Raw genomic sequence first — 23,594 nt, forward strand, 5'->3', positions numbered from 1 at the left:
CGCGCTGGCTGCGTTGCCGACGCTCGGAAGACGCCCAGTCTGCCGTCGCGACGGTGCCTTGCCATCACACCACTGTGGTGCCGCTCGTGACGGCGCCCTTCCACGGAGCGGGGCTGAGGTACGACGAGCTCCACCGCCGCGGGCCGGCCGGCTCGTGGCCGCCGCTCGTCGGCATCCCGCTGCTGGTGGCGATCTTCTTCGCCTCCCAGCTGGTGCTCAGCATCGTGGTCACCTTGGTGCTCGTCGCCGGGGGTGACAGCTCCGGCGAGGCCGTCGACAAGCTGACCGGCGACGTCGCGACCCCGTCCTTCCTCGCCCTGGTCAACCTGGGCTGGGCGGCCGCGATCCCCGCGGTGTGGGCGGTGGCCCGGCTGCTGCACGGCCAACGGCCCGGTTGGGTCACGTCGGTGGCGGGCGTGCTGCGCTGGCGGTGGTTCGCGGTCTGCCTGGGGCTCGCCGTGGTCGCGCTCGGCCTCGCGCTCGTCGCGTCGGCCCTGCTGCCCGACCAGGGCGCGGGCTCGCTCGACACCGGCGGTGGCGCGAACCCGTGGACCTCCACCGTCCGCGACTTCCTGCTGGTGATCGTGCTGCTGACGCCGCTGCAGGCCGCGGGGGAGGAGTACGTGTTCCGCGGCTACCTCGCGCAGGCCTTCGGCGGGCTCGCCGCCCGCGCCGGGGCCCGCGTCGGCGCGGCGGTGGCGGTCGTCGTACCCGCGCTGCTGTTCGCTCTCGCCCACGGTCTCGGCCAGGACGTGCCGGTCTTCTTCGACAGGTTCGCCTTCGGCATCGTGGCCGGACTGCTCGTGATCCTCACTGGCGGCCTCGAGGCCGGCATCGCGATGCACGTGCTCAACAACTTCCTGGCCTTCGGCCTGGCCCTCGCGTTCAGTGACATGACCGACGCGCTCAACCCCACCGGCGGCAGCTGGTGGTCGATCCCGGTGACCCTCGTCCAGGAGGCCGGCTACCTGCTGCTCGCGCTCTGGGCGGCCCGCCGCCTGGGCATCCAGAACCGCTCCAGGACGCCCGGCGGCGGGGTCATTTTGGAGGCCGAGCCGGCCGACAGGTAAGGTGGGTCTCCGGTTCGCCGGCCTCGGCCGGGGGATCGAAACCATGGGATATGGTGTAATTGGCAACACAGCTGATTCTGGTTCAGTCGTTCTAGGTTCGAGTCCTAGTATCCCAGCGAGGCTCTCGCGAGAGGCAGGTCACGCCACCACGATTTGGCTGGTCAGACAGGGAATCGCTAGAGTTCACGCCGTTGTCGCGGAGAGATCCGGACAGCAAGATGCCCCCGTTGTGTAGCGGCCTAGCACGCCTGCCTCTCACGTAGGTAGCGCCGGTTCGAATCCGGTCGGGGGTACAGCTTCGGGCCCGGTCCACCTGGACCGGGCCCGACTGCGTTCTCCGCCGATCAGGATTCGTCGGTGGCCGGCCTCGCCGCCGAGCTCTTCTTCGCGGCCCGCGTCTTCGGCGGCGTCGGCTCGGTGCCGACGACGGCGAACACCGGCGCCGTGACCCTCTCCAGCGCGGCGACGGTGTCGGCGTGCCGCTCGGCGAGCTTGGCGACGACGCTCGCGAGCTCGGCCTGGGCCTCGGCGAGCGTGTGCATGGTGTCGGCGAGCTCGCGCTGGCGGACGATGAAGTCCTGCAGCGGTTGGGCGGTGGAGCTGGCGAGGCTGGTGACCGCGCCGGCCATCCCGGCGACGGCGCCGGCGAGGTCGCCGACCTGACGGGCGAGCTCGTCGGGCTGGGTGACCCCGGTGACCGCGGTGTCGCGCACGCCCTTGAGGACGTCGGTGGTGAGCTTGAGGGCGATCTGCTGGGACTTGATCAGCAGGTCGAGGGGATTGATCGGAGCGTCCGCCATGGGAGCAGCGTGGCAGAACCGGCCCCCTCGGGGTCATCGTCATGTCCGATTTCCGCGAGCCACGGTCGGTGGCGGGCGGCAGGATGGGGACATGGACAGCACAGTGACCACGCCGGAGCAGCTCGACTTCGAGCGCTGCTACACCGCCGTGCAGTCGCGCGACCGCCGCTTCGACGGCGTCTTCTACACCGCCGTGCGCTCGACGGGGATCTACTGCCGCCCGTCCTGCCCGGCCCGCACCCCCGCGTCCCGCAATGTCTCCTTCCACCGCACGGCTGCCGCGGCCCAGGCCGCCGGCTACCGCGCCTGCAAGCGCTGCCTGCCCGACGCGACGCCCGGCAGTCCGGACTGGAACGTCGCCGCCACCGTTGCCGGCCGGGCCATGCGGCTGATCGCCGACGGTGTCGTCGACCGCGAGGGGGTCGAGGGTCTCGCCGCCAGGCTCGGCTACACCTCACGCCATCTCTCGCGGCTGCTGACCAGCGAGCTCGGCGCCGGCCCGCTCGCGCTCGCCCGCACCCAGCGCGCCCAGACCGCCCGCGCGCTCGTCGAGAGCACGACCCTCAGCCTCGCCGACGTCGCGTTCGCCGCGGGCTTCTCCAGCGTGCGGCAGTTCAACGACACCATGCTCGAGGTGTACGACGCCACGCCGAGCCGTCTGCGCGGCCGGAAGTCGCCTGCCGGCAGTCAGGTACCGGGCGCGATCGACCTGCGGATCGCCGTACGTGTGCCCTTCCGCGGCTCCGCGCTGCTCCGCTTCCTCGCGGACCGCGCGGTGCCGGGCGTCGAGGTCGCCGAGGTGCGCGCCGACGGCAGCGGCGCCTATGCCCGTACGCTCGACCTGCCCCGCGGCCCGGGTGTCGCACGGATCGAGCTGGCCGACCTCGACGGCGTCGGGTCGTCGTACCTGCCGGTGCGGCTGATCCTCGACGACCTGCGCGACACGACGGCCGCGCTCGCGCGGATGCGCGCGCTGCTCGATGCCGATGCCGATCCGGTGGCCGTCGATGCCCACCTGGCCACCGATCCGCTGTTGGCGCCGCTCGTGGCCGCCCGGCCCGGACTCCGGGTGCCGGGCCACGTCGACGGCGCGGAGGTTGCGGTGCGCGCGGTCCTCGGCCAGCAGGTCACGGTCGTCGCGGCGCGCACCGCCGCGGCCCGCCTGGTCGCCGCGCACGGGCAACCCGTCGAGACCGGGATCCCCGGCCTGACGCACCTGTTCCCCGACGCGGCGACGGTCGCGACGCTCGCGCCCGAGGAGTTCCGGATGCCGCGCGCCCGCGGCCGGGCACTGGTCGGGCTGTGCGCGGCGATCGCGGCGGGCGACGTCGTGCTCGACCGCGGCCCGGACCGCGGCGACGTACGACGCGGCCTGCTCGCCCTGCCCGGCATCGGCCCCTGGACGGCCGACTACATCGCGCTGCGCGCGCTCGGCCACCCCGACGTGTGGCTGCCGACCGATGTCGGCGTACGCAACGCCCTGGCGCCGCACGGCGTCGTGGACCCCGAGGGATGGGCGCCCTGGCGCTCGTACGCCCTCCTGCACCTGTGGACCTCGCTGGAAGGATGAGCACTGTCATGTGGACCGTCATCGAATCGCCCATCGGGCCGTTGCGCCTCGTCGAGCAGGACGGCGCGATCACCGCGATCGAGTTCTCGCCGTTCCGTGACGGCGTCCGGCCGCTGGGCGTCCATGGCGCCGACCAGCCGGTGCTGGTCACGGCCGCGCGCCAGCTCGCCGAGTACTTCGCCGGCGAGCGCACGGAGTTCGACCTGCCGCTCGCGCCCGCCGGCAGCGCCTGGCAGCGCCAGGTCTGGGCCCAGCTGCTCGGCATCGGGTACGGCGAGACCGCGTCGTACGGCGAGATCGCGGCCCGTCTCGGCAAGACGAACGCCGCCTCGCGAGCCGTCGGCACCGCCAACGGTGCCAACCCGATCCCGATCGTGATCCCGTGCCATCGGGTGATCGGCGCCAACGGCACGCTCACCGGGTATGCCGGCGGATTAGAGCGCAAGCAACTGCTGCTCGACCTCGAGCGCGACGAGGACGCCCTGTTCTGAGCCTGCGGTCACGGATCCCAGCCGAGACGCTGCTAGGGGCTCGACACCCCCAGAGGAGCGTCCGAGTCAGGACGGGTCGTCGTAGGTCACCTTCAGCGCGCAGAGGCCGTTGTTGAAGCTCTTGAGGTTCGACATCGTGATCGCGAAGGAGTGCTGGTCGTCGACGATCTGGTCGACGGCCGTGGTGGTCGTGGTCACGACGATGTTCCCAGCGCCGCCGGAGGCGAGGGGGGTCGTGCCGTCGGAGCTCAGGCCGGTGGAGGTGGGTCGGTAGCGCACCAGGTTCAGGGTGTAGGCGTCGGCCCCGCCGCCGTCGTACACCGCGGCCGTGATCGAGGTGATCCGCGACCCCACCGGGAGGGTGAGCGGCACGCTGCCGCCGGCGGTCGAGGAGTCGAAGTTCGTGACGCAGCCGTTCGTGGTGCCGTAGCCGGCCGTCGTGGAGCCGGTCAGCACCATCGCCCACGGACTGATCGACAGCGTGTGACTCGTCGGGACCCGGCGGTAGTAGCCGACGACGTCGGCGTTCACCTTGGTCTTGCCCTTGGTGCCGGCGAGGGTGATCTGGCCGCCGCCCAGGCTGACGGCGGCCTGGGTCGCCACTGCCTTGCGGGCCGCGGACCAGGCCAGCACCGGGGTGCGGGGCGGGCCGCCCCCGGTCGCCCAGGTCCGCAGGGCGCCGGGCTTGGATCCCTTGGCCTGGAGGGCGAGCGTGACAGCGACGGCGTCCGGCGGGACCCCGCAGCGCTCGGCGACGGGCACGACGACCTGACGCTTCTTCTTGAGCTTGACGACCGGCAGCGCGCACGGGGCGACCGGCACGTAGACCGATCGGTCGCCGGCGGCCGCGGGGCGCGCGAGCGCTGGTCCGGTCGAGAGGACGGTGGTCGCGGCGGCCACCGCGAGACTGGCCGCGACGGCGGTGATGGTCGACCTGGACATGGGCGTCTCCCGAAGGCGTGGGTTGATGGAGAGTACTACTCCGGGCCCGCCCTTCGGAAGGCTGTCGGAGGGCTACTCGGCGGCAGCGCGCCGCAGCGACTCCGAGAGTCGCTCGGCGGCGGCGAGCACCGCGGGCGCATGCATCCGGCCGGGCTGGCGGGAGAGCCGCTCCAGCGGGCCGGAGACCGAGACCGCGGCGATCACCTTGCCGCCGGGGGAGCGGACGGGTGCGGACACCGAGGCGACGCCCTGCTCGCGCTCGCCGACCGACTGCGCCCAGCCCCGGCGCCGGATCGCGGACAGCTCGGCGGCGGAGAACGCGGAGTTCTGCAGGCCGCGGTGGATCCGCTCCGGGTCGTCCCAGGCGAGCAGTACCTGGGCGGCCGAGCCGGCGCGCATGGTCAGCTGGGAGCCGATCGGGATGGTGTCGCGCAGGCCCGAGGGGCGCTCGGCGGCGGCGACGCAGACGCGGTGGTCGCCCTGGCGGCGCCACAGCTGCGCGGACTCGCCGGTGATGTCGCGCAGCCGCGCGAGCACCGGACCGGCGGTGGCGAGCAGCCGGTCCTCGCCGGCCGCGGCGGAGAGCTCCGCGAGACGCGGCCCGAGCACGAAGCGGCCCTGCATGTCGCGGGCCACGAGGCGGTGGTGCTCGAGCGCGACCGCCAGCCGGTGGGCCGTCGGCCGGGCCAGGCCGGTGCCTGCCACGAGGCCCGCCAGGGTGGCCGGGCCGGACTCCAGTGCCGTGAGCACCAGGGCCGCCTTGTCGAGAACGCCGACGCCGCTCGAGTTGTCCATATGGCAATACTGCCGTCTCGGATCCTGGGATGCAAGAGTACGCTGGATCACGGTCGACGGCAGAGGTGCCGTCGACGACCCGAACGAGGAGGAGCGAGTCATGGGCAAGACCCTGGCGGAGAAGGTGTGGGACGAGCACGTCGTCCGATCGACCCCGGGGGAGCCGGACCTCCTCTACATCGACCTCCACCTCATCCACGAGGTCACCAGCCCCCAGGCCTTCGACGGCCTGCGCCTGACCGGCCGCAAGGTGCGTCGTCCCGACCTGACCCTGGCGACCGAGGACCACAACGTCCCGACGATCGACTGGGACCAGCCGATCGCCGACCCAGTGAGCAAGACCCAGGTCGACACCCTGCGCAAGAACGCCGAGGAGTTCGGCGTGCGGCTGCACCCGCTCGGCGACGTCGAGCAGGGCATCGTCCACGTCGTCGGCCCGCAGCTCGGCCTGACCCAGCCCGGGATGACCATCGTGTGCGGTGACTCGCACACCAGCACCCACGGCGCCTTCGGCGCGATCGCGTTCGGCATCGGCACGTCCGAGGTCGAGCACGTCCTCGCCACGCAGACCCTGCCGCAGGCCAAGCCGAAGACCATGGCCGTGACCGTCACCGGCAGCCTGGCCGAGGGGGTGACGGCCAAGGACCTGATCCTCTACCTGATCACGCAGACCGGCACCGGCGGCGGCCAGGGCTACATCGTCGAGTACCGCGGCGAGGCCATCGAGGCGCTCTCGATGGAGGGCCGGATGACGGTGTGCAACATGTCCATAGAGTGGGGCGCCAAGGCCGGTCTGATCGCGCCCGACCAGACCACCTTCGACTACATCGAGGGCAAGGCCGAGGCGCCCAAGGGCGCCGAGTGGGACGCCGCTGTCGCGCACTGGACGACCCTGGTCACCGACGCCGACGCGACCTTCGACAAGGAGATCGTGATCGACGCTGCCGACGTGACGCCGTTCGTCACGTGGGGCACGAACCCGGGCCAGGGCGCGCCGTTGGGCGCCAACGTCCCCTCGCCGGAGGACTTCGAGGACCCGTCCGACAAGGTCGCCGCCGAGAAGGCCCTGGAGTACATGGGTCTCGAGGCCGGCCAGCCGCTGCGCTCGGTCAAGGTCGACACCGTCTTCGTCGGCTCCTGCACCAACGGCCGGATCGAGGACCTGCGCCTCGCCGCCGACATCATCAAGGGCCACAAGGTCGCCGACGGCACCCGGCTGCTCGTCGTACCGGGCTCGGTGCGGGTGCGCAACCAGGCCATGGAGGAGGGCCTCGACCGGGTCTTCATCGAGGCCGGCGCCGAGTGGCGGGGCGCGGGTTGCTCGATGTGCCTGGGCATGAACCCCGACACGCTGCAGCCGCAGGAGCGCTCTGCCTCGACGTCCAACCGCAACTTCGAGGGTCGCCAGGGCAAGGGCGGACGCACGCACCTGGTGTCGGTTCCCGTCGCCGCGGCCACCGCCGTCAAGGGCACGCTGGCCTCTCCGGCCGACCTGTCCGCCGAGCTGGTCTGAGAAGGAGACAGCGTCATGGAGAAATTCACCTCCCACACCGGTACGGCGCTCCCGCTGCGCCGCAGCAACGTCGACACCGACCAGATCATCCCGGCGGTCTACCTCAAGCGCGTGACCCGCACCGGCTTCGAGGACGGCCTGTTCGCCGCGTGGCGCAACGACCCGGAGTTCGTGGCCAACAAGCCCGAGTACCAGGGCGTCTCGATCCTCGTCGCCGGTCCCGACTTCGGCACCGGGTCCTCACGCGAGCACGCCGTGTGGGCGTTGATGGACTACGGCTTCAAGGTCGTGCTCTCGAGCCGCTTCGGCGACATCTTCCGCGGCAACTCCGGCAAGGCCGGACTGCTCTCGGTCCCGGTCGAGCAGGACGTCATCGAGCAGCTGTGGGCGGCGATCGAGGCCGCGCCCACCACGCAGATCACCGTCGACCTCGAGTCGCGCACGGTCACCTGCGGCGACCTGGTCGCGCCGTTCGACATCGACGACTACACCCGCTACCGGCTGCTCAACGGGCTCGACGACATCGGCATCACGCTGGGCAACGAGGCCGACATCGCGGCGTACGAGAGCGGTCGTCCGAGCTGGAAGCCGGTCACCCAGCACGCATGAGAACGGGCTGAAACCGCTCTACGACGGGCCGATTCGCGACTTTCGCTGAATCGGCCCGTCGCCTTTCCGCATTCGCCCGGAGAGCGTCCGACGGCCGCCGAGAGCGAAAAAGGGTCCGAAACAGCCGAAATAGCGCCGAAATCGCGAAAAAAGACGCACCAACTTCGGCGTGGTGATTGTGACTGTGCCTGGTAGTGCCTAGCGTTCCCATGAAAGGACGGCTGGGCGAGGGCTCGGCCGCAACACCCAAAGGGACGCCCAGCGCGGCGTTTCGGAAGGACAGGTAGTGAACAAGTCTCAGTTGATCGACGCGCTGGCCGACCGGTTCGAGGGAAGCCGCAAGGACGCGGCGCACGCTCTCGACGCGGTTCTCGACACGATCACCCGTCAGGTCGCCAAGGGCGAGAAGGTCGCCATCACCGGCTTCGGCTCCTTCGAGAAGGCCGTCCGCAACGCCCGTTGGGTCCGCAACCCGCAGACCGGCGAGCGGGTGAAGACCAAGAAGAAGTCGGTCCCGAAGTTCAGCGCCGGCGCCGACCTGAAGAACGTCGTCTCCGGCGCCAAGAAGCTTCCGGCTCTGCCGAAGCCGGCCAAGAAGGCCGCTGCCCCGGCGAAGAAGGCCGCGACCGCGGTTGCCAAGAAGGCCGCTGCCCCGGCCAAGAAGGCCGCGACCGCCGCGAAGAAGGCGGCTCCGGCCAAGAAGGCGCCGGCCAAGAAGGCGCCTGCGAAGAAGGCTCCGGCCAAGAAGGCGGCTCCGGCCAAGAAGGCGCCCGCCGCGAAGAAGGCTCCGGCCAAGAAGGCCCCCGCCAAGAAGGCTCCGGCCAAGAAGACCGCGAAGAAGGCCTGACGCCTGCTTCGCCGATCACGCCGAACGGGCCGCACTCCTCACAGGAGTGCGGCCCGTTCGGCGTGTCAGGACCGTTGCGTGAGCGGCCCGATCGCCCGCAGTACGGCGCTCGAGGCCTCGCCGACGCCGAGCGCGATCGCTCCCGCCAGGCTGTCGACGTCGTCGACGTCGCGGCGCAGTGTCGCCAGCTCCCCGCCCAGGGGACGGGCGCCGGACCCGGCATGCGCGGCAGCCGATCCGGCACCGAAGCGCGGGGCGAAGTCGTCGTACGCCGCGGAGTAGAGGGTGGTTCCCGTCGTGTCGGCGTCGCGCACGAAGCACGGTCCGGGCCGGGACCCCGCGTCGGCGAGCGCGGCGGCGAGGTCGCCGGGCACGAGCGAGGGCAGGTCGGCGCACAGCGCGACCGGACGCAGGTCCGGCCTGCTCGCGCGCAGCCGAGCAGCCGCATGGCGCAGCGCCGGGTTGAGGCCGCCGCCCGGATCCGTGCAGGTGCGCGCCCCCCGGGCGGCCAGGGTGGCGGCGAAGTCGGCGTCGTCGCTGACGACCAGCACGCCCGCCACTGCGTCGGTTCGCAGGCACGCATCGACGACATCGGTGGCGAAGGCGGCGGCCAGTCGCGCCCGCTCGGCGTCCTTCAGCGTCGACAGCCGGGACTTGCCGGTGCCGGGTGACTTCACCGGGAGCAGCACGGCGAAGGAGCCGGGACGCGTGAACACCCCTGAATCCTGTCAGGCCCCGTCGACGTGCCCGGGAGTGGCCGGTGTCACTGGACGGTAACCTGCATTCTCGTGAGCGTGCGGAAGCTGCAGGAGAAGCGGGGCTGGGCCTTCAACATCGCCGTACCCATCATCAAGCCGACGCTCATCGCGACCACCCGACGCGAATGGATCGGCGGCGACAACATCCCGCGCACGGGCGGCTTCATCATCGCCCTCAACCACATCTCCCACGTCGACCCGCTCACCGCCGCGCACCTCGTGTACGACCACGGCTACAAGCCGCGCTATCTGGCCAAGTCCGGCCTCTTCGACAACAAGGCGCTCGGCTACTTCCTGCGCAGCGCGGGCCAGATTCCGGTGAAGCGGGAGACCAAGGACGCCGTCGGCGCGTACGCCGCCGCGGTCGACGCGGTGCATGAGGGCCAGTGCGTCGTGATCTATCCCGAGGCCACGATCACGCGCGACCCCGACATGTGGCCGATGAAGGGCAAGTCCGGCGCCGCCCGGATCGCCCTCGCGACCGGCTGCCCGGTGATCCCGGTCGGGCAGTGGGGCGCCCACGAGATCCTGCCGCCGTACACGAAGCGCCCGCACCTGATGCCTCGGCACAAGGTGGTGATGCGGGTCGGGCCGCCCGTCGAGCTCGATGACCTGCGGGCCAAGGAGCGCACGATCGCCGTCGTCAACGAGGCGACCGAGCGGATCATGACCGCGATCACCCACCAGCTGGAGCTGGTGCGGGGCGAGAGCGCGCCGGCCGAGCGCTACGACATGGCTGTGCGCGGCGACCGGTTCAAGAAGAGCAAGAAGGCGGGCAGCTGATGGGCAACAAGGTCGCGGTGCTCGGCGCCGGCTCCTGGGGGACGGCGTTCTCGATCGTGCTGGCCGACGCAGGCAACGACGTGAGCATGTGGGCTCGGCGGGAGGAGGTCGCGGCCGCCATCAACGAGCAGCACGAGAACGTCGACTACCTGTCCGGCATCGAGCTGCCCCGCCGGATCACCGCCACCCACGACCCCGAGCAGGCCCTGGCCGGCGCGGACGTCGTCGTGCTCGCCGTCCCCTCGCAGTCGCTGCGTGACAACCTGCCGACCTTCCTGCCCTACGTCGAGCCGGACGCCGTCCTCGTCTCGCTGATGAAGGGTGTCGAGCTCGGCACCCTCAAGCGGATGTCGGAGGTGATCGCCGAGGTCGGCGACGTCGGCGCCAGCCGGATCGCCGTCGTCAGCGGCCCCAACCTGGCCCGCGAGATCGCCCGCCGCGAGCCCGCCGCCTCGGTCGTCGCCTGCGCCGACGAGAACGTCGCCACCCTGCTCCAGAGCCGGCTCCACTCGCCGGCGTTCCGGCCCTACACCAGCATCGACGTCCTCGGCTGCGAGTTCGGCGGCGCCTACAAGAACGTCGTCGCCCTCTGCGTCGGCATGGCCGTCGGCCAGGGCTTCGGCGACAACACCACCGCCTCGCTGATCACGCGCGGCCTCGCCGAGACCGCGCGCCTGGCCATGAACCTCGGCGCCAACCCGCTCACCCTGATGGGCCTCGCCGGACTCGGCGACCTCGTCGCCACCTGCTCCTCGCCGCTCTCGCGCAATCGCACCTTCGGCGAGAAGCTCGGTCAGGGCATGACCGTCGAGGAGATCTACGCCTCCACCCGCCAGGTCGCCGAGGGCGCCAAGTCCTGCTCCTCGCTGCGCGCCCTCGCCGCCCGCACCGGGGTGGACGCGCCGATCGTGGATGCGGTCGACGAGGTGGTCCAGGGGCGGATGACGACCTCGCAGCTGATGGATGCGTTCATCTCGCGGGACACGAAGGCCGAGTTGAGCTAGTGTCCCGTCCGGTTGTTCCGCTAAGAAATATCGGGGATTCGGGAATTTCGTAGGCTGGGCCGGGTTCTGAAGAGGCAAGAGCCTCGACAGGATGGAGCCGGTGATGCGACGAGCAGGACGACCGACGGTCACGATCGAGTTGACCGACGACGAGCAGGAGACACTGCAACGGTGGGCTCGGCGCCACTCGTCGTCGCAGGCGTTGGCTCTGCGTTCGCGGATCGTGCTGGCCTGCGGCGAGGGAAAGACCAACACCGCGATCGCCGAAGAGTTGGGCTGCAACCAGGTCACGGTCGCCAAGTGGCGCCACCGGTTCGCCGCTGATCGCCTCGAAGGCCTCGGAGACGCGCCCCGTCCGGGTGCGCGACGCAGGGTCAGTGACGAGGTCGTCGAAGCGATCGTGGTCGACACGCTTGAGGAGACCCCGAAGGACGCCACTCACTGGTCGACCCGGGAGCTGGCCCAGCGGCACGGCATCGGCCGGCAGACCGTGTCGGAGATCTGGCGGGCGTTCGGGCTCAAGCCCTGGCGTCAAGACGAGTTCAAGGTCTCCCCGGACCCCGACCTGATCGAGAAGATCCGCGACCTCGTGGGCCTGTACATGTCTCCTCCCGTCGCGGCAGCCGTGTACGCCGTGGACGAGAAACCCCAGATCCAGGCCCTGGACCGCTCGGCCCCGATCCTGCCGATGCTGCCCACCACCCCGCAGAAGGCGACTCACGACTACCTCCGCAACGGCACCCTGGACCTGTTCGCCGCACTGAACATCGCGACCGGCACAGTGATCACCGACCTGCGCAAGTCCCACAAGGCCGCCGACTTCATCGCGTTCCTGGACAAGATCGACACCGAGGTCCCCGACGAGCTCGACGTCCACGTCATCCTCGACAACCTCTCCACCCACAAGACCCCAGCAGTCCACGACTGGCTGCTGCGCCACCCGAGGTTCCACTTCCACTTCACCCCGACCTACGGCTCCTGGATGAACCTCGTCGAGCGGTGGTTCTCCGCACTGACCACCAAGAAGCTCCAACGCTCGGCCCACCGCAGCATCAAGGCCCTCGCCGACGACATCACCGCCTGGGTCGAGGCCTGGAACGAGAACCCCAAACCCTTCGTATGGCACAAGACCGCCGACGAGATCCTCGAACGCCTCGCGGGCTACTGCCGCGCGATCAACAAATAGCTACCGGAACAACCGGACAGGACACTAGGCATCGATCCGGTCCAGCGCCTGCTCGAGGTCCGCCCACAGGTCCTCGACGTCCTCGATGCCGACGGACAGCCGGACCAGTCCCTCGGGGATGGTGGCCGGCTCGAGCTTCCACCGCCGCCGACGCTCGAAGGTCGACTCCACGCCGCCGAGAGAGGTGGTATGCACCCACAGCGAGGTCGCGCGGACCAGGAAGTCGCCGGCGTCGGCGCTGCCGGCCAGCACGGGCGCGACGATCGCGCCGAAGCCGGGGTAGCGGACCTCCGCGACGGCGGGGTGGTCGGCGAGGCGGCGGGCGAGCTCGGCTGCGTTGGCGGCGGCGCGCTCGAGGCGGACGTGGAGAGTGCGCAGGCCGCGCAGGGCCAGCCAGGCCTCGAACGGCCCCGGTACGGCGCCCGCGAGGTCGCGTCGGCCCTTGAGAGCGCCGTACACCTCGTCGTCGGCAACCACGATCGCGCCCATCAGGACGTCGCTGTGGCCGGCGATGTACTTGGTGGCGGAATGCACGACGATGTCCGCGCCGAGGGACAGCGGCTGCTGGAGCAGGGGAGTGGCGAAGGTGTTGTCGACGACGACGCGGATGCCGAGCTCGTGGGCGGCGGCGGTCAGGGCGGGGATGTCGGCGATCTCCAGCGCCGGGTTGGTCGGCGACTCGAGCCACAGCAGGCCGCAGTCCTCGTCGGCCTGCAGCGCGGCGATCACGGCGGCGGTGTCGGTGACGTCGACGAGCGTCGCCCTCAACCGGCCCCGGGACTCGGCGTCGGCGAGGGCGGTCACCGAGCCGTTGTAGGCGTGCCGCGGCGCGATCACGCTGCTGCCGATGCCGACCAGGTCGAGGACCGTGGTCACCGCGGCCATGCCCGAGGAGAACGCCAGTGCCCGGCCGCCCTCCAGCGCGCCGAGGGTCGCCTCGAACGCCGACCAGGTGGGGTTGCCGTAGCGGCCGTACTCCAGGTCACCCGTGGCGCCGTACGTCGATGTCATCGTGATCGGCACGTTCATCGGCTGGTCGGGCTCGTGCGGCGGCCGCCCGGCCGTGACGGCGACGGTCGCGGGGCGGAGTGGGCGGGGTGGGCGGGGTGCGGACTCGGATCCGGACATGTCCCAAAGGTAGGGTCTTCGCCGATGAGCTCTCCCACCGGCCGCCGTGTCCGCGTCGCTGTCGTCTTCGGCGGTCGCTCCAGTGAGCACGCCATCTCGTGCGTGACCGCCGGGAGCGTGCTGCAGGCCATCGATCGTGAGAAGTACGACGTCGTCCCTGTCGGCATCGCGACCGACGGGCGCTGGGTGCTGGAGGTCGACGACCCGCAGCGGCACCGGATCACCGGTGCCGGGCAGCTGCCGTCCGTCGACGCAGACCGAGCCACGGTCGCCCTGGCCCGGACGACCGCCGGCACCGACCTCGTCGTCAACGAGCCGGCGGAGACACCGCGGGCGCTCGGGGAGGTCGACGTCGTCTTCCCGCTGCTGCACGGCCCCTGGGGCGAGGACGGCACCATCCAGGGCCTGTTCGAGATGTCCGACGTGCGCTACGTCGGCTCGGGCGTCCTCGCGTCGGCGGTCAGCATGGACAAGGCGTTCATGAAGGTCGTCCTCCAAGACGCCGGCCTGCCCGTCATGGCGAGCGAGACCGTCACCGCCCGGCAGTGGAAGGCCGACGCGCAGGCCGTGCGCGCGCGCGTCGCCGCCCTCGGCTACCCGCTGTTCGTGAAGCCTGCCCGCGGCGGCTCCAGCATCGGCATCGCCAAGGCCCACACGCCCGACGAGCTCGACGACGCCATCCAGGGCGCGCTCGAGCACGATCCGAAGGTGCTCGTCGAGGTGTCCGCCGAGGGCGCCCGCGAAGTCGAGTGCGGCGTACTCGAGGCCCTCGACGGCGGCGTCGAGACCAGCCTGCCCGCCGAGATCCGGATCACCGGCGAGCACGAGTTCTACGACTTCGAGGCCAAGTACCTGCCCGAGGAGCACACCGAGCTCGACGTGCCCGCGATCCTGCCCGACGGCGTGGAGGAGCGGATGCGCGCGATGGCCGCGGCGGCGTTCACCGCGGTCGGCTGCGAGGGCCTCGCCCGCGTCGACTTCTTCCTCATGCCCGACGGCTCGCTGGTCGTCAACGAGCTCAACACGATGCCCGGCTTCACGCCGCTGTCGATGTTCCCGCAGATGTGGGCCGCCACCGGCGTCGGGTACGGCGAGCTGGTCGACCGGCTGCTCACGCTGGCGCTGCGGCGCGACACCGGCCTGCGCTGAGCACCGAGATCAGTCGCAGTCGTCGACGAGCGTGAGGTGCTCCTTGACCAGCGGCGCCAGCACCGCCATCGCGGCCGGCCCGGCGTTCGGCCGGTAGCGCGCGGGGATGCGTACCTCGATCCGCGGCCGGTAGCCGGCGGTGGTGAGCGTCAGGTCGAGGTCCTGGTCGGTGTACTGCTCGTCGGGAAGGTAGTAGCCCACCCCATTGGCCGACTCGCAGGACGCGGTCTCGTCGAAGCCCTTCGGCGTGCCGACGCCGCAGCGCACCACGATCGCCGGGTCGCCGTACGCCGCGGCAGGGGCGTCGGCCGGCTCGAGGGCGACCCGCTTCTCGTCGTACAGCGTCGCGGGCAGGTCGGCGGCGAAGGCGTCACAGGTGGCGCGGTCGGCGGCCGGCAGCTCGGGTACGTCGACCTGCACCGGCCCGCCGCACCCGGTCGCGACCAGGGCGAGCGGCAGAGCGAGGGCGGCGAGCGTCAGATGTGGACGACCGGGCACGTGAGCGTGCGGGTGATGCCCTCGAGGTTCTGCACCTTCGAGACCACGAGCTTGCCCAGCTCGTCGACGTTGCGGGCCTCGGCACGCACGATCACGTCGTAGGGTCCGGTGACGTCCTCGGCCAGCGTCACGCCGGCGATCGCGCCGACCTCGCGGGCGACCTCGGCCGCCTTGCCGACATCGGTCTGGATCAGGATGTAGGCCTGCACCGTCATGGGGTCACGCTCCCGCCGGATTGGTGTGGTGGAACTGCCTCAACCTACCGCGCGCCCCCGACGGAACAGAACTCGCGAGCCGGCGGATCTACTCGTGGGTACGTCTGGTGGGATGGGGGCATGGCTGACCCGATCGCCCCCGAAACGACGCTGGCGGACCTCGGCGAGTTCGGGCTGATCGCCCGGATAGCCGAGCTGGTCGCCACCACCGCGCCCGGGGAGGACGTGCTGGTGGGACCGGGCGACGACGCCGCGGTGCTCCGTGTCCGCAAGGGCCACGTCGTGGTGTCCACCGACGTGCTGGTCGAGGGCCGGCACTTCCGCCGCGACTGGGTCGACGCCTACGACGTCGGGCGCCGTGCCGCCGCCCAGAACCTGTCCGACATCAACGCCATGGGCGGACGGGCCCAGTGGCTCACCGTCGGGCTGGCCGCGCCCGCCGACCTGCCGGCCCAGTGGGCGCTCGACTTCACCCGCGGGTTCGCCGAGGAGTGCGCCTCGGTCGGCGCCGGGCTGGTCGGCGGCGACGTCACCCGGGCCGACCAGGTCGTCGTCTCGGTGACCGCGATCGGCGTCTGCACCGTCTCCCCGGTCCGCCGCTCCGGCGCCGCCCCCGGCGACGTGCTCGCCCTCTGCGGCCGCCAGGGCTGGTCCGCCGGCGGCCTCGCCGTCCTCGGCCGCGGCTTCCGCTCGCCGCGCGTGCTCGTCGAGGCCTACCGTCGCCCCGAGCCGCCGTACGCCGCCGGGCCGGTCGCCGCCGAGGCCGGCGCCACCGCCATGATCGACGTCTCTGACGGCCTGCTCGCCGACGCCGCCCACCTCGCCGAGGACTCCGGCGTCAGCATCGACGTCGAGACCGCCGCGTTCGACGTACCCGAGCCGCTCCTCGCCGTCGGCCAGGCCACCGGCGCCGACCCGCTCCAGTTCATCCTCGGAGGGGGAGAGGACCACCCGCTGCTCGCCACCTTCCCGCCCGACGTCGCCCTGCCCGACGGCTGGACCCGGATCGGCTCGGTCTCCGTCCGCGGCGACCTGTCTGTCACCGTCGATGGCGGCGCCTACGACGGTCCTGCCGGCTGGACCCACTTCTGACCGACCCGGCGCGAATGAACTCCCGATGCGGCCCGACCCGGCGCAAAACGAACCGCGAAAATGTGTTCGTTTTGCGCCGGGTCGGCGGAAAAACACCGACCCGCCACGACGAGCGCGGCGGGTCGGTGAGAGAAGGAGCGTCAGGTCAGCGGGTGACCTTGCCGGCCTTCAGGCAGCCGGTGCAGACGTTCATGCGCTTCGGGGTGCCGTTGACGACGGCGCGCACGCGCTGGATGTTGGGGTTGAAGCGGCGCTTCGTGATCTTGCGCGACCACGGCCGGTTGTTGCCGAACGTCGGCTTCTTGTCGCAGATGTCGCACACGGCGGCCATGGTTGTCACTCCTGGATCGCGGATCTAAGTTTCACGGGCGGCCCGCGCGCTCAAAGGGCGCTTCGGGCAACCGGATGAGAATAGCCGACCGGGTCGTACCCGCCGAAATCGGCGCGGTGTCCTCTAGGGTGACCCCGATGGACGAGCGGACGGTGCCCGGGGAGGGGCGGAGTGGGATCGCGCTCTCGTCGGTGGTCCGGTTCGTCGACATCGCGGTCGACGCCCTGGCGGGCGCGCGCGAGGAGATCGACGCCCTCAACGTCTACCCGGTGCCCGACGGCGACACCGGCACGAACATGTACCTGACCGTCGTCGCCGCCCGCGACGCCATCCGCAACGCCCTGGGCGAGGACGTCGAGCGCCCGGACGAGGTGGCCGACGTCGGGGTGCCCGTCGCCGCGCTGGCCCGCGGCGCGCTCCTCGGTGCGCGAGGCAACTCCGGTGTGATCCTCAGCGAGATGCTCGGCGCCGCCGCTCGCCGCATCGCCGGCGCGAGCGCCGCGGAGCGCAACGCGATCGTCATGGCCGAGGCGCTCCAGCAGGCGTCGAGCGCGAGCTACGCCGCCGTGGGAGAGCCGGTCGAGGGGACCATGCTGACCGTGATGCGCGCCGCCGCCGATGCCGGTACGACGGCCGCCGCCGAGCCCGGGGCGCGCAGCAGCGACGTGCTGACCGCCGCGGCCGCGGCCGCTCGGGAGGCACTGGGTCACACGCCCGAGCAGCTCGAGGTCCTCGCGCACGCGGGGGTGGTCGACGCCGGCGGCCGGGGTCTGTCGGTGATCCTCGACGCGGCCGAGACGGTGCTGACCGGGCGCCGCCCGATCCCGGTGACCGCGCCGCTCGGCAGCCACGTCATCCCGGTGCCCCACGTCGAGCCGGCGGCCGACGAGCTGAGCGCGGACGGCCCGGCGTACGAGGTGATGTACCTCCTCGACACCGACGACGACCAGGCGCCGCGGCTGCGCGAGCGGCTCGGCGAGCTGGGCGACTCGGTGGTCGTGGTGGGGCGCGACGGGCTGTGGAACGTGCATGTGCATACCGACGACGTCGGCGCCGCGATCGAGGTGGGCCTCGAGACGGGCCGTCCGCATCGGATCCGGGTCACCCACTTCGCCGAGCAGATCGCCGCCCAGGCCGTCGCTCAGACCACAGCGGAGATCCCGATCCCCCTCGCCGGGCGCCGCGTCGTGGCGGTCGCGGCCGGTCCGGGCCTGGCCGAGCTGTTCGAGGAGGCCGGCGCCGAGGTCGTCCGCGGTGGTCCCGGGCGGCGGCCGTCGACCGGGGAGCTGCTGGAGGCGATCACCAGGTGCGGCGCCAGCGAGGTCGTCGTGCTGCCCAACGACGAGCCGACGATCCGGGCGGCGCTGGCGGCGGCGAGCACCGCCGAGGTCGACCACGGCAGCCGGGGCCTGCGGGTCGCGGTGATCCCGACGTACACCCAGGTGCAGGGCCTGGCCGCGGTCGCGGTCCACGAGCCCGGCCGCGGGTTCGACCAGGACGTCACCGAGATGACGGCGACCGCCCGCCACGTGCGCCACGGCGCCGTGACCATCGCGGCCCGGCAGGCGATGACGATGGCTGGGCCCTGCGAGCCCGGCGACGCGCTCGGCGTCATCGCGGGCGACTTCGCCGTCGTCGGCGACGACCTCGGCTCGGTGGCGCTCGTCGTCCTCGACCGGCTGCTGGCCGCGGGCGGCGAGCTGGTCACCATCGTCAGCGGCGCCGACGCCGAGGGCCTGGCCGACCGGGCGAGTGCCTGGGTCGAGGAGTTCCACCCCCATGTCGACGTCGTGGTGTACGACGGTGGCCAGGAGCGCTACCCGCTCCTGATGTCCGTCGAATGAGAGAGCACCGGTGATCACCCTCGACTCCCCGCTGACCACGGTCCTCGGCGCGGCCACGCCGGCCAAGCGCAAGCGGTTCGCCGACGGCCTCGGCCTGCGGACCGTCGGCGACCTGCTGCGCCACTTCCCGCGCCGCTACCTCGAGACCGGCTCGCTGACCCGGATCGACAACCTGCGCATCGGGCAGCTGCTCTGCGTGGTCGGCGAGATCGACGAGTGCGAGATCAAGAACTACCGCGACCGCCGCACCGGCCGCACGGCGTACCGCGTCGAGGCGGTGCTGCGCACCGGCGGCCCGCGGCTGAAGATGACCTTCTTCGCCAAGAACCAGGGCACCGCCGGCTGGCACGCTCGCCGGGTCGCCGTCGGCAACCGCGGGGTCTTCCTCGGCAAGGCCGACCGGTTCCGCGACCAGTGGCAGCTGGTCAACCCGGCGATGACGATCTTCGGGATGAGCGACGAGGAGGAGGGCAGCGGCGTCGAGGACGTGCTCGACTTCGGTCCGCTGTTCCCGATCTACCCGCTCACCAAGGGCGTCGAGACCTGGGACATCGCCCGCGCGGTCACGTTCGCCCGCCAGGTGCTGGAGCCGGTCGCCGAGCTGCTCCCCGACGACCTGCGCGAGGAGTACGACGTCCTCGGGATCCGGCAGGCCTACGACTGGGTGCATCAGCCCGACGACCGCGACCAGGTCGCGCTGGCCCACCACCGCTTCCGCTTCGAGGAGGCGCTGGTCACCCAGCTGGTGCTCGGGCGCCGCCGGCGTGCCCGTCGCGCCGAGGGGGCGACCGCCCGCACCGGGGGAGTCGGCGAGGTGCTCGCCGCCTTCGACGCGCGGCTGCCGTTCGAGCTCACCGCCGGCCAGGCGTCGGTCGGCAGGGAGATCGAGCACGACCTCGCCCAGCCGCACCCGATGAACCGCCTCCTGCAGGGAGAGGTCGGCTCCGGCAAGACCCTGGTCGCGCTGCGGGCGATGCTCCGCGTGGTCGACTCCGGCGGCCAGGCGGCGCTGCTGGCGCCCACCGAGGTGCTCGCCCAGCAGCACTACCGCTCGATCGCGGCCATGCTCGGCGACCTCGGCGAGGGCGGCACCATCTTCGGCTCGGGCGACGGCACTCGCGTCGAGCTGCTCACCGGCTCGATGACCAAGACCCAGCGCACCGGCCCACTGTCCCGGATCGCCAGTGGCGAGGCCGGCATCGTGATCGGCACCCATGCCCTGCTCCAGGACCAGGTGATGTTCGCCGACCTGGGCCTGGTCGTGGTCGACGAGCAGCACCGCTTCGGCGTCGAGCAGCGCGCCGCGCTCACCGACAAGGCCGCCGCGCCGCCCCACCTGCTCGTCATGACCGCCACCCCCATCCCGCGCACCGTCGCGATGACCGTCTTCGGTGACCTCGAGACCTCGACCCTGACCGAGCTGCCCGCCGGCCGCGCGCCGATCCAGACCAATGTCGTCCCGCTCGCCGAGCAGCCCGGCTGGATCGGCCGGGTGTGGGAGCGGGTGCGCGAGGAGGTCGGCAAGGGCCACCAGGTGTACGTCGTGTGCCCCCGCATCTCCGGCGACGAGCCCGAGGCCGGGCAGGTCGACGCCGTCGACCTGCCCGACGAGGACGCACCCACCGAGGAGCAGCCCCGCCCGCCCGCGGCGGCCGTCGAGGAGGTTGTCGGCCGCCTCGCCCAGGGCCCGCTGGCCGGCCTCCGGGTCACCGGCATCCACGGCCGGCTGCCCGCCGACGAGAAGGACGCCACCATGCGGGCGTTCGCCGCGGGGGAGGTCGACGTCCTCGTCTCCACGACGGTGATCGAGGTCGGCGTCGACGTCGCCAACGCCACCACCATGGTGATCCTCGACGCCGACCGGTTCGGCATCTCCCAGCTCCACCAGCTGCGCGGCCGGGTCGGTCGCGGCGGCCTGCCGGGCCTGTGCCTGCTGGTCAGCCACATCGAGGCCGGCTCGCCGGCCCGCGCGCGGCTCGAGGCGGTCGCCTCGACCACCGACGGCTTCGTGCTCAGTCGGATCGACCTCGAGATGCGGCGCGAGGGCGACGTCCTCGGCGCCTCCCAGGCCGGTGGCCGCTCCAGCCTCGAGAACCTGCGCGTGCTGCGCGACGAGGACACCATCGTCGCCGCCCGCGCCGCCGCCGAGGGACTGCTCGACGCCGACCCGGGGCTCGGCCAGGCGCCGGAGCTGGCCGCCGCGGTCCGCGACCTCGAGCAGTCCCAGCTCGCCGAGTTCGTCGACAAGTCGTGAGGAGCCCGAGATGACCCGGATCATCGCCGGCCGCGCGGGCGGTCGGCGACTCCAGACCCCTCGGGGCGACCACACCCGGCCCACCAGCGACCGGGTGCGCGAGGCGCTGTTCTCTGCGCTCGAGGCCTGGGCCGGCTCGCTCCACGACCTGCGCCTCCTCGACCTGTACGCCGGCTCCGGCGCGATCGGGCTCGAGGCCTGGTCCCGTGGGGCGGGGGCCGTCACGCTCGTGGAGGCCGACCGGCGTACGGCGGACCTGATCCGCGCGAACGCCCGCTCGATCGGGTGCGACGCGGCGGACGTGGTGGCCCGCTCGGTCCACACGACGCTCGCCGAGCCTGCCCGGTCGGCGTACGACCTGGTCTTCAGCGACCCGCCCTACCCGCTGGCCGACGAGGCGGTCGCCACCGACCTGGCCCTCCTCGTCGAGCACGGCTGGCTCGCCGAGGGTGCGCTGGTGGTCGTCGAGCGCTCCCGCCGCAGCCCCGAGCCGGCCTGGCCCGCCGGTCTGGTGCCACTGCCCGGGAAGCGCCGTCAGAAGAAGTACGGGGAGACGGTGCTCTGGCTGGCGCAGCGCCCCGATAGCCTCGCCCCATGACTCGCGCGGTGTGCCCCGGCTCCTTCGATCCGGTCACCAACGGCCACGTCGACATCTTCCGCCGGACCGCCGGGCTCTTCGACGAGCTGGTCGTCGCGACCGGCACCAACATCTCCAAGTCGCGGCTGTTCGACCCCGAGGAGCGCCTGGAGATGCTCCGCGAGGCGTGCGCCGACCTCCCGAACGTGACCGTCATGGGCTTCACCGGGCTGATCGTCGACTTCTGCCGGGAGATCGACGCCCACGCCATCGTCAAGGGCCTGCGCGGGGGCAACGACTACGAGTACGAGCTGCCGATGGCCCAGATGAACGCCCACCTCACCGGAGTCGAGACCATCTTCGTGCCGACGACCGCGAGCCTCGGCTACGTGTCGTCCAGCCTGGTCAAGGAGGTGGCCGTCCTCGGCGGCGACGTCTCCGCGCTGGTGCCCCCGGCGGTGCATGAGCGACTGACCGCGAAGCTCGCCTCGCGCGAGGCTTGATTTGGCCGCGTTCGACACCGACCACTAGCATCGACGTGATCTGTTGTGCCCGGACCTGGAAGTGAACCCCTGAACACCCTGGACCCGAGAGCGCCGCTCGTGCTCGACACTCGCGAGCTCGGCCGCCGCCCGGGGTCCCAGCGTCAGGTGTCGCGGACGGTTCCGGCTCCAGCAGATCTGGGCATCGAAGTCCTCTCCGTCCCCGAGGGCGCGCCGGTCGAGCTCGACCTGCGCCTGGAGGCGGTCATGGAAGGCGTGCTCGTCACCGGGACGGCCTCGGCCGCCCTGGAGGGTGAGTGCGTGCGGTGCCTGGAGCCGATCCACGACGAGCTCGAGGTGACGTTCCAGGAGCTGTTCGTCTACGACGACATCCGTGACTCCGAGGGAGCAGAAGAGGACGACGAGGTCAGCATGCTCCAGGACGACCTGCTCGACCTGGAGACCGTGCTGCGGGACGCGGTGGTGCTCGCGCTACCGTTCCAGCCCGTGTGCCAGGACGACTGTCCCGGGTTGTGCCCCGAGTGCGGGGTGCGACTCATCGACGAGCCGGACCACACGCACGAGGCTGCGATCGACCCGCGCTGGAATGCACTGTCGGCGCTGACCGACGAAGCTCAGCAGGACCCCACGAGCTGAAAGCTGTGCTCGCCCCGAGCGCACCCGAACCAAGGAGAAGACAGTGGCTGTTCCGAAGCGGAAGATGTCGCGCAGCAACACGCGGCACCGTCGCTCGCAGTGGAAGGCTGTCGCCCCGTCGCTGGTGACCTGCGCCAACCCGGCCTGCGGCGCCAAGCACCTCCCGCACCGCGCGTGCGGCACCTGCGGCCAGTACGGCGCGCGCGCCGAGCGTCGCCAGGTGCTCTGACCCACCCGGTCGATCCAGGCCCGTCGAGTCAGGCCAGCGGCATCACCAACTACGTCGAGCTGCGTCGAGCGCTCGGGGATCCGACACTGGACCCCGAGCTGCTCGAGCGCGCGATGACGCACCGCTCCTACGCCTACGAGAACGGTGGTCTCCCCACCAACGAGAGGCTGGAGTTCCTCGGCGACTCGGTGCTCGGCGTCGTGGTGACCGAGACCCTCTACCTGGCCCACCCGGACCTCTCCGAGGGCCGGCTCGCCAAGCTGCGCGCGGCCGTGGTCAACGCCCGCGCGCTGGCCGGCGTCGCTCGCGACATCGGGCTCGGCGCCCACATCAAGCTCGGTCGCGGCGAGGAGGCGACCGGCGGTCGCGACAAGGCCTCGATCCTGTCCGACACGGTCGAGGCGGTCATCGGCGCGGTCCACCTCAGCGGCGGGATCGAGGTCTCCTCGACCCTCGTCCACCGTCTCTTCGACCCGCTCATCGAGGCGGCCTCCGCGCTCGGGGCGGGCCTGGACTGGAAGACCTCGCTGCAGGAGCTCGCGGCCGACCAGTCGCTCGGCGTGCCGGAGTACGTCATCGAGGACGACGGCCCCGACCACATGAAGACCTTCACCGCGCAGGTCCGGGTCGGCGACACGCTCTACGGCAACGGCACCGGCCGCTCCAAGAAGGAGGCCGAGCAGGGCGCCGCCGAGACGGCGTACGGCGAGATCGCCGCCACCCTCGGTCTCGACGCCGACGGCCGCGCCGCCGGCAGCTGACCTTCCTGC

Annotated in this window: 26 protein-coding genes and 2 tRNA genes; 20 read left to right on the forward strand and 8 right to left on the reverse strand. The window is 71.9% G+C overall.

The genetic code is table 11. The features are described from left to right. Positions 1-77: 77 nt before the first annotated feature. The 3 genes from ACUP6Y_RS07520 (at position 78) to ACUP6Y_RS07530 (ending at position 1,363) form a co-directional block, all read left to right on the forward strand. Positions 78-1,070: a lysostaphin resistance A-like protein gene (locus ACUP6Y_RS07520; protein ID WP_462555176.1), complete on the forward strand. Its 993-nt coding sequence runs from the start codon at positions 78-80 to the stop codon at positions 1,068-1,070. Positions 1,071-1,114: 44 nt separating this feature from the next. Next, positions 1,115-1,186: transfer RNA gene (locus tag ACUP6Y_RS07525), tRNA-Gln, on the forward strand. 104 nt (positions 1,187-1,290) lie between these two features. Continuing rightward, positions 1,291-1,363: transfer RNA gene (locus ACUP6Y_RS07530), tRNA-Glu, on the forward strand. A gap of 51 nt (positions 1,364-1,414) precedes the next feature. Here ACUP6Y_RS07530 and ACUP6Y_RS07535 read toward each other — a convergent pair. Further along, positions 1,415-1,870, reverse strand: coding sequence for a hypothetical protein (locus ACUP6Y_RS07535; protein ID WP_462555177.1), 456 nt, complete (start codon positions 1,868-1,870; stop codon positions 1,415-1,417). A gap of 91 nt (positions 1,871-1,961) precedes the next feature. On the opposite strand from ACUP6Y_RS07535, the gene ACUP6Y_RS07540 reads away from it, so the two are divergent. Together ACUP6Y_RS07540 and ACUP6Y_RS07545 are read left to right on the forward strand one after the other, a co-directional pair. Beyond that, on the forward strand, positions 1,962-3,440 hold the full coding sequence (locus ACUP6Y_RS07540; RefSeq protein ID WP_462555178.1) for an AlkA N-terminal domain-containing protein: 1,479 nt from the start codon (positions 1,962-1,964) through the stop codon (positions 3,438-3,440). Continuing rightward, a complete protein-coding gene (locus ACUP6Y_RS07545; protein ID WP_462555179.1) occupies positions 3,437-3,931 on the forward strand; it encodes a methylated-DNA--[protein]-cysteine S-methyltransferase in 495 nt (164 codons plus the stop codon). The genes ACUP6Y_RS07540 and ACUP6Y_RS07545 overlap by 4 nt, the downstream gene beginning before the upstream one ends. A gap of 66 nt (positions 3,932-3,997) precedes the next feature. Here ACUP6Y_RS07545 and ACUP6Y_RS07550 read toward each other — a convergent pair whose 3' ends face one another. Then, positions 3,998-4,873 (reverse strand): hypothetical protein, encoded by an 876-nt coding sequence (locus ACUP6Y_RS07550; protein ID WP_462555180.1) that lies wholly within the window; start codon positions 4,871-4,873, stop codon positions 3,998-4,000. Between the two features lie 72 nt (positions 4,874-4,945). Further along, positions 4,946-5,668 carry an IclR family transcriptional regulator gene (locus ACUP6Y_RS07555; protein ID WP_139622247.1) on the reverse strand — a complete coding sequence of 241 codons (723 nt, stop codon included), beginning with the start codon at positions 5,666-5,668 and terminating at the stop codon, positions 4,946-4,948. Positions 5,669-5,768: 100 nt separating this feature from the next. On the opposite strand from ACUP6Y_RS07555, the gene leuC reads away from it, so the two are divergent. The 3 genes from leuC to ACUP6Y_RS07570 all read left to right on the forward strand — a co-directional run bounded on the left by leuC (position 5,769) and on the right by ACUP6Y_RS07570 (position 8,637). Continuing rightward, entirely contained in the window at positions 5,769-7,181 is a 1,413-nt protein-coding gene (gene leuC, locus ACUP6Y_RS07560) for a 3-isopropylmalate dehydratase large subunit (protein ID WP_462555181.1), read from the forward strand. 15 nt (positions 7,182-7,196) lie between these two features. After that, the gene (gene leuD / locus ACUP6Y_RS07565) at positions 7,197-7,790 is read left to right on the forward strand and encodes a 3-isopropylmalate dehydratase small subunit (RefSeq protein WP_462555182.1); all 594 of its coding nucleotides are present in this window, start codon (positions 7,197-7,199) and stop codon (positions 7,788-7,790) included. A 286-nt stretch (positions 7,791-8,076) separates the two neighbouring features. Further along, positions 8,077-8,637, forward strand: coding sequence for an HU family DNA-binding protein (locus tag ACUP6Y_RS07570; RefSeq protein ID WP_462555183.1), 561 nt, complete (start codon positions 8,077-8,079; stop codon positions 8,635-8,637). Positions 8,638-8,702: 65 nt separating this feature from the next. Here the strand turns inward: ACUP6Y_RS07570 and cofC are convergent, their stop codons facing one another. Next, entirely contained in the window at positions 8,703-9,353 is a 651-nt protein-coding gene (gene cofC, locus ACUP6Y_RS07575; protein WP_462555184.1) for a 2-phospho-L-lactate guanylyltransferase, read from the reverse strand. Between the two features lie 72 nt (positions 9,354-9,425). On the opposite strand from cofC, the gene ACUP6Y_RS07580 reads away from it, so the two are divergent. The 3 genes from ACUP6Y_RS07580 to ACUP6Y_RS07590 all read left to right on the forward strand — a co-directional run bounded on the left by ACUP6Y_RS07580 (position 9,426) and on the right by ACUP6Y_RS07590 (position 12,368). Further along, entirely contained in the window at positions 9,426-10,178 is a 753-nt protein-coding gene (locus ACUP6Y_RS07580) for a lysophospholipid acyltransferase family protein (RefSeq protein WP_462555185.1), read from the forward strand. Further along, entirely contained in the window at positions 10,178-11,182 is a 1,005-nt protein-coding gene (locus ACUP6Y_RS07585) for an NAD(P)H-dependent glycerol-3-phosphate dehydrogenase (protein WP_462555186.1), read from the forward strand. Before ACUP6Y_RS07580 ends, ACUP6Y_RS07585 begins: the two co-directional genes overlap by 1 nt. Positions 11,183-11,285: 103 nt before the next feature. After that, complete coding sequence (locus ACUP6Y_RS07590) at positions 11,286-12,368, forward strand: IS630 family transposase (RefSeq protein ID WP_462553247.1); 1,083 nt, start codon at positions 11,286-11,288, stop codon at positions 12,366-12,368. A gap of 24 nt (positions 12,369-12,392) precedes the next feature. On the opposite strand, the gene ACUP6Y_RS07595 is transcribed toward ACUP6Y_RS07590, so the two are convergent. Then, positions 12,393-13,496 carry a trans-sulfuration enzyme family protein gene (locus tag ACUP6Y_RS07595; RefSeq protein WP_462555187.1) on the reverse strand — a complete coding sequence of 368 codons (1,104 nt, stop codon included), beginning with the start codon at positions 13,494-13,496 and terminating at the stop codon, positions 12,393-12,395. A 24-nt stretch (positions 13,497-13,520) separates the two neighbouring features. On the opposite strand from ACUP6Y_RS07595, the gene ACUP6Y_RS07600 reads away from it, so the two are divergent. Further along, positions 13,521-14,645 (forward strand): D-alanine--D-alanine ligase family protein, encoded by a 1,125-nt coding sequence (locus tag ACUP6Y_RS07600; protein ID WP_462555188.1) that lies wholly within the window; start codon positions 13,521-13,523, stop codon positions 14,643-14,645. A 9-nt stretch (positions 14,646-14,654) separates the two neighbouring features. Here the strand turns inward: ACUP6Y_RS07600 and ACUP6Y_RS07605 are convergent, their stop codons facing one another. After that, positions 14,655-15,143 carry a DUF3515 domain-containing protein gene (locus ACUP6Y_RS07605; protein WP_462555189.1) on the reverse strand — a complete coding sequence of 163 codons (489 nt, stop codon included), beginning with the start codon at positions 15,141-15,143 and terminating at the stop codon, positions 14,655-14,657. Next, a complete protein-coding gene (locus tag ACUP6Y_RS07610) occupies positions 15,122-15,358 on the reverse strand; it encodes an Lrp/AsnC family transcriptional regulator (protein WP_204839081.1) in 237 nt (78 codons plus the stop codon). Before ACUP6Y_RS07610 ends, ACUP6Y_RS07605 begins: the two co-directional genes overlap by 22 nt. A 132-nt stretch (positions 15,359-15,490) precedes the next feature. Between ACUP6Y_RS07610 and ACUP6Y_RS07615 the strand changes: the two genes are divergently transcribed. Beyond that, the gene (locus ACUP6Y_RS07615; RefSeq protein WP_462556657.1) at positions 15,491-16,450 is read left to right on the forward strand and encodes a thiamine-phosphate kinase; all 960 of its coding nucleotides are present in this window, start codon (positions 15,491-15,493) and stop codon (positions 16,448-16,450) included. A 145-nt stretch (positions 16,451-16,595) separates the two neighbouring features. Here the strand turns inward: ACUP6Y_RS07615 and rpmB are convergent, their stop codons facing one another. Then, complete coding sequence (gene rpmB, locus ACUP6Y_RS07620) at positions 16,596-16,781, reverse strand: 50S ribosomal protein L28 (RefSeq protein ID WP_462555190.1); 186 nt, start codon at positions 16,779-16,781, stop codon at positions 16,596-16,598. A gap of 137 nt (positions 16,782-16,918) precedes the next feature. Between rpmB and ACUP6Y_RS07625 the strand changes: the two genes are divergently transcribed. The 7 genes from ACUP6Y_RS07625 to rnc all read left to right on the forward strand — a co-directional run bounded on the left by ACUP6Y_RS07625 (position 16,919) and on the right by rnc (position 23,585). Beyond that, entirely contained in the window at positions 16,919-18,625 is a 1,707-nt protein-coding gene (locus tag ACUP6Y_RS07625; RefSeq protein WP_462555191.1) for a DAK2 domain-containing protein, read from the forward strand. Positions 18,626-18,635: 10 nt separating this feature from the next. Further along, the gene (locus ACUP6Y_RS07630) at positions 18,636-20,879 is read left to right on the forward strand and encodes an ATP-dependent DNA helicase RecG (protein WP_462555192.1); all 2,244 of its coding nucleotides are present in this window, start codon (positions 18,636-18,638) and stop codon (positions 20,877-20,879) included. Between the two features lie 10 nt (positions 20,880-20,889). Then, complete coding sequence (gene rsmD / locus ACUP6Y_RS07635; protein WP_462555193.1) at positions 20,890-21,477, forward strand: 16S rRNA (guanine(966)-N(2))-methyltransferase RsmD; 588 nt, start codon at positions 20,890-20,892, stop codon at positions 21,475-21,477. Beyond that, the gene (coaD, locus tag ACUP6Y_RS07640) at positions 21,474-21,959 is read left to right on the forward strand and encodes a pantetheine-phosphate adenylyltransferase (RefSeq protein ID WP_462555194.1); all 486 of its coding nucleotides are present in this window, start codon (positions 21,474-21,476) and stop codon (positions 21,957-21,959) included. The genes rsmD and coaD overlap by 4 nt, the downstream gene beginning before the upstream one ends. A 99-nt stretch (positions 21,960-22,058) precedes the next feature. Beyond that, the gene (locus tag ACUP6Y_RS07645; RefSeq protein ID WP_462555195.1) at positions 22,059-22,595 is read left to right on the forward strand and encodes a YceD family protein; all 537 of its coding nucleotides are present in this window, start codon (positions 22,059-22,061) and stop codon (positions 22,593-22,595) included. A 43-nt stretch (positions 22,596-22,638) separates the two neighbouring features. Next, positions 22,639-22,824 carry a 50S ribosomal protein L32 gene (gene rpmF / locus ACUP6Y_RS07650; protein WP_038680298.1) on the forward strand — a complete coding sequence of 62 codons (186 nt, stop codon included), beginning with the start codon at positions 22,639-22,641 and terminating at the stop codon, positions 22,822-22,824. A gap of 113 nt (positions 22,825-22,937) precedes the next feature. Further along, positions 22,938-23,585 carry a ribonuclease III gene (gene rnc / locus ACUP6Y_RS07655; protein ID WP_462555196.1) on the forward strand — a complete coding sequence of 216 codons (648 nt, stop codon included), beginning with the start codon at positions 22,938-22,940 and terminating at the stop codon, positions 23,583-23,585. Positions 23,586-23,594 lie beyond the last annotated feature (9 nt).

The organism is Nocardioides sp. S5-5 (genome assembly GCF_054954065.1).

Bases quoted from the DNA above. Each gene is read 5' to 3' on its own strand.
- leuD (WP_462555182.1), top strand. From the start codon at position 7,197: ATGGAGAAATTCACCTCCCACACCGGTACGGCGCTCCCGCTGCGCCGC.
- leuC (WP_462555181.1), top strand. From the start codon at position 5,769: ATGGGCAAGACCCTGGCGGAGAAGGTGTGGGACGAGCACGTCGTCCGA.
- ACUP6Y_RS07600 (WP_462555188.1), top strand. From the start codon at position 13,521: ATGAGCTCTCCCACCGGCCGCCGTGTCCGCGTCGCTGTCGTCTTCGGC.
- coaD (WP_462555194.1), top strand. From the start codon at position 21,474: ATGACTCGCGCGGTGTGCCCCGGCTCCTTCGATCCGGTCACCAACGGC.
- ACUP6Y_RS07535 (WP_462555177.1), bottom strand. From the start codon at position 1,870: ATGGCGGACGCTCCGATCAATCCCCTCGACCTGCTGATCAAGTCCCAG.
- ACUP6Y_RS07550 (WP_462555180.1), bottom strand. From the start codon at position 4,873: ATGTCCAGGTCGACCATCACCGCCGTCGCGGCCAGTCTCGCGGTGGCC.
- ACUP6Y_RS07625 (WP_462555191.1), top strand. From the start codon at position 16,919: ATGGACGAGCGGACGGTGCCCGGGGAGGGGCGGAGTGGGATCGCGCTC.
- ACUP6Y_RS07540 (WP_462555178.1), top strand. From the start codon at position 1,962: ATGGACAGCACAGTGACCACGCCGGAGCAGCTCGACTTCGAGCGCTGC.
- ACUP6Y_RS07585 (WP_462555186.1), top strand. From the start codon at position 10,178: ATGGGCAACAAGGTCGCGGTGCTCGGCGCCGGCTCCTGGGGGACGGCG.
- ACUP6Y_RS07595 (WP_462555187.1), bottom strand. From the start codon at position 13,496: ATGTCCGGATCCGAGTCCGCACCCCGCCCACCCCGCCCACTCCGCCCC.
- rpmB (WP_462555190.1), bottom strand. From the start codon at position 16,781: ATGGCCGCCGTGTGCGACATCTGCGACAAGAAGCCGACGTTCGGCAAC.
- rnc (WP_462555196.1), top strand. From the start codon at position 22,938: ATGACGCACCGCTCCTACGCCTACGAGAACGGTGGTCTCCCCACCAAC.
- rsmD (WP_462555193.1), top strand. From the start codon at position 20,890: ATGACCCGGATCATCGCCGGCCGCGCGGGCGGTCGGCGACTCCAGACC.
- ACUP6Y_RS07590 (WP_462553247.1), top strand. From the start codon at position 11,286: ATGCGACGAGCAGGACGACCGACGGTCACGATCGAGTTGACCGACGAC.
- ACUP6Y_RS07555 (WP_139622247.1), bottom strand. From the start codon at position 5,668: ATGGACAACTCGAGCGGCGTCGGCGTTCTCGACAAGGCGGCCCTGGTG.
- ACUP6Y_RS07545 (WP_462555179.1), top strand. From the start codon at position 3,437: ATGAGCACTGTCATGTGGACCGTCATCGAATCGCCCATCGGGCCGTTG.
- ACUP6Y_RS07610 (WP_204839081.1), bottom strand. From the start codon at position 15,358: ATGACGGTGCAGGCCTACATCCTGATCCAGACCGATGTCGGCAAGGCG.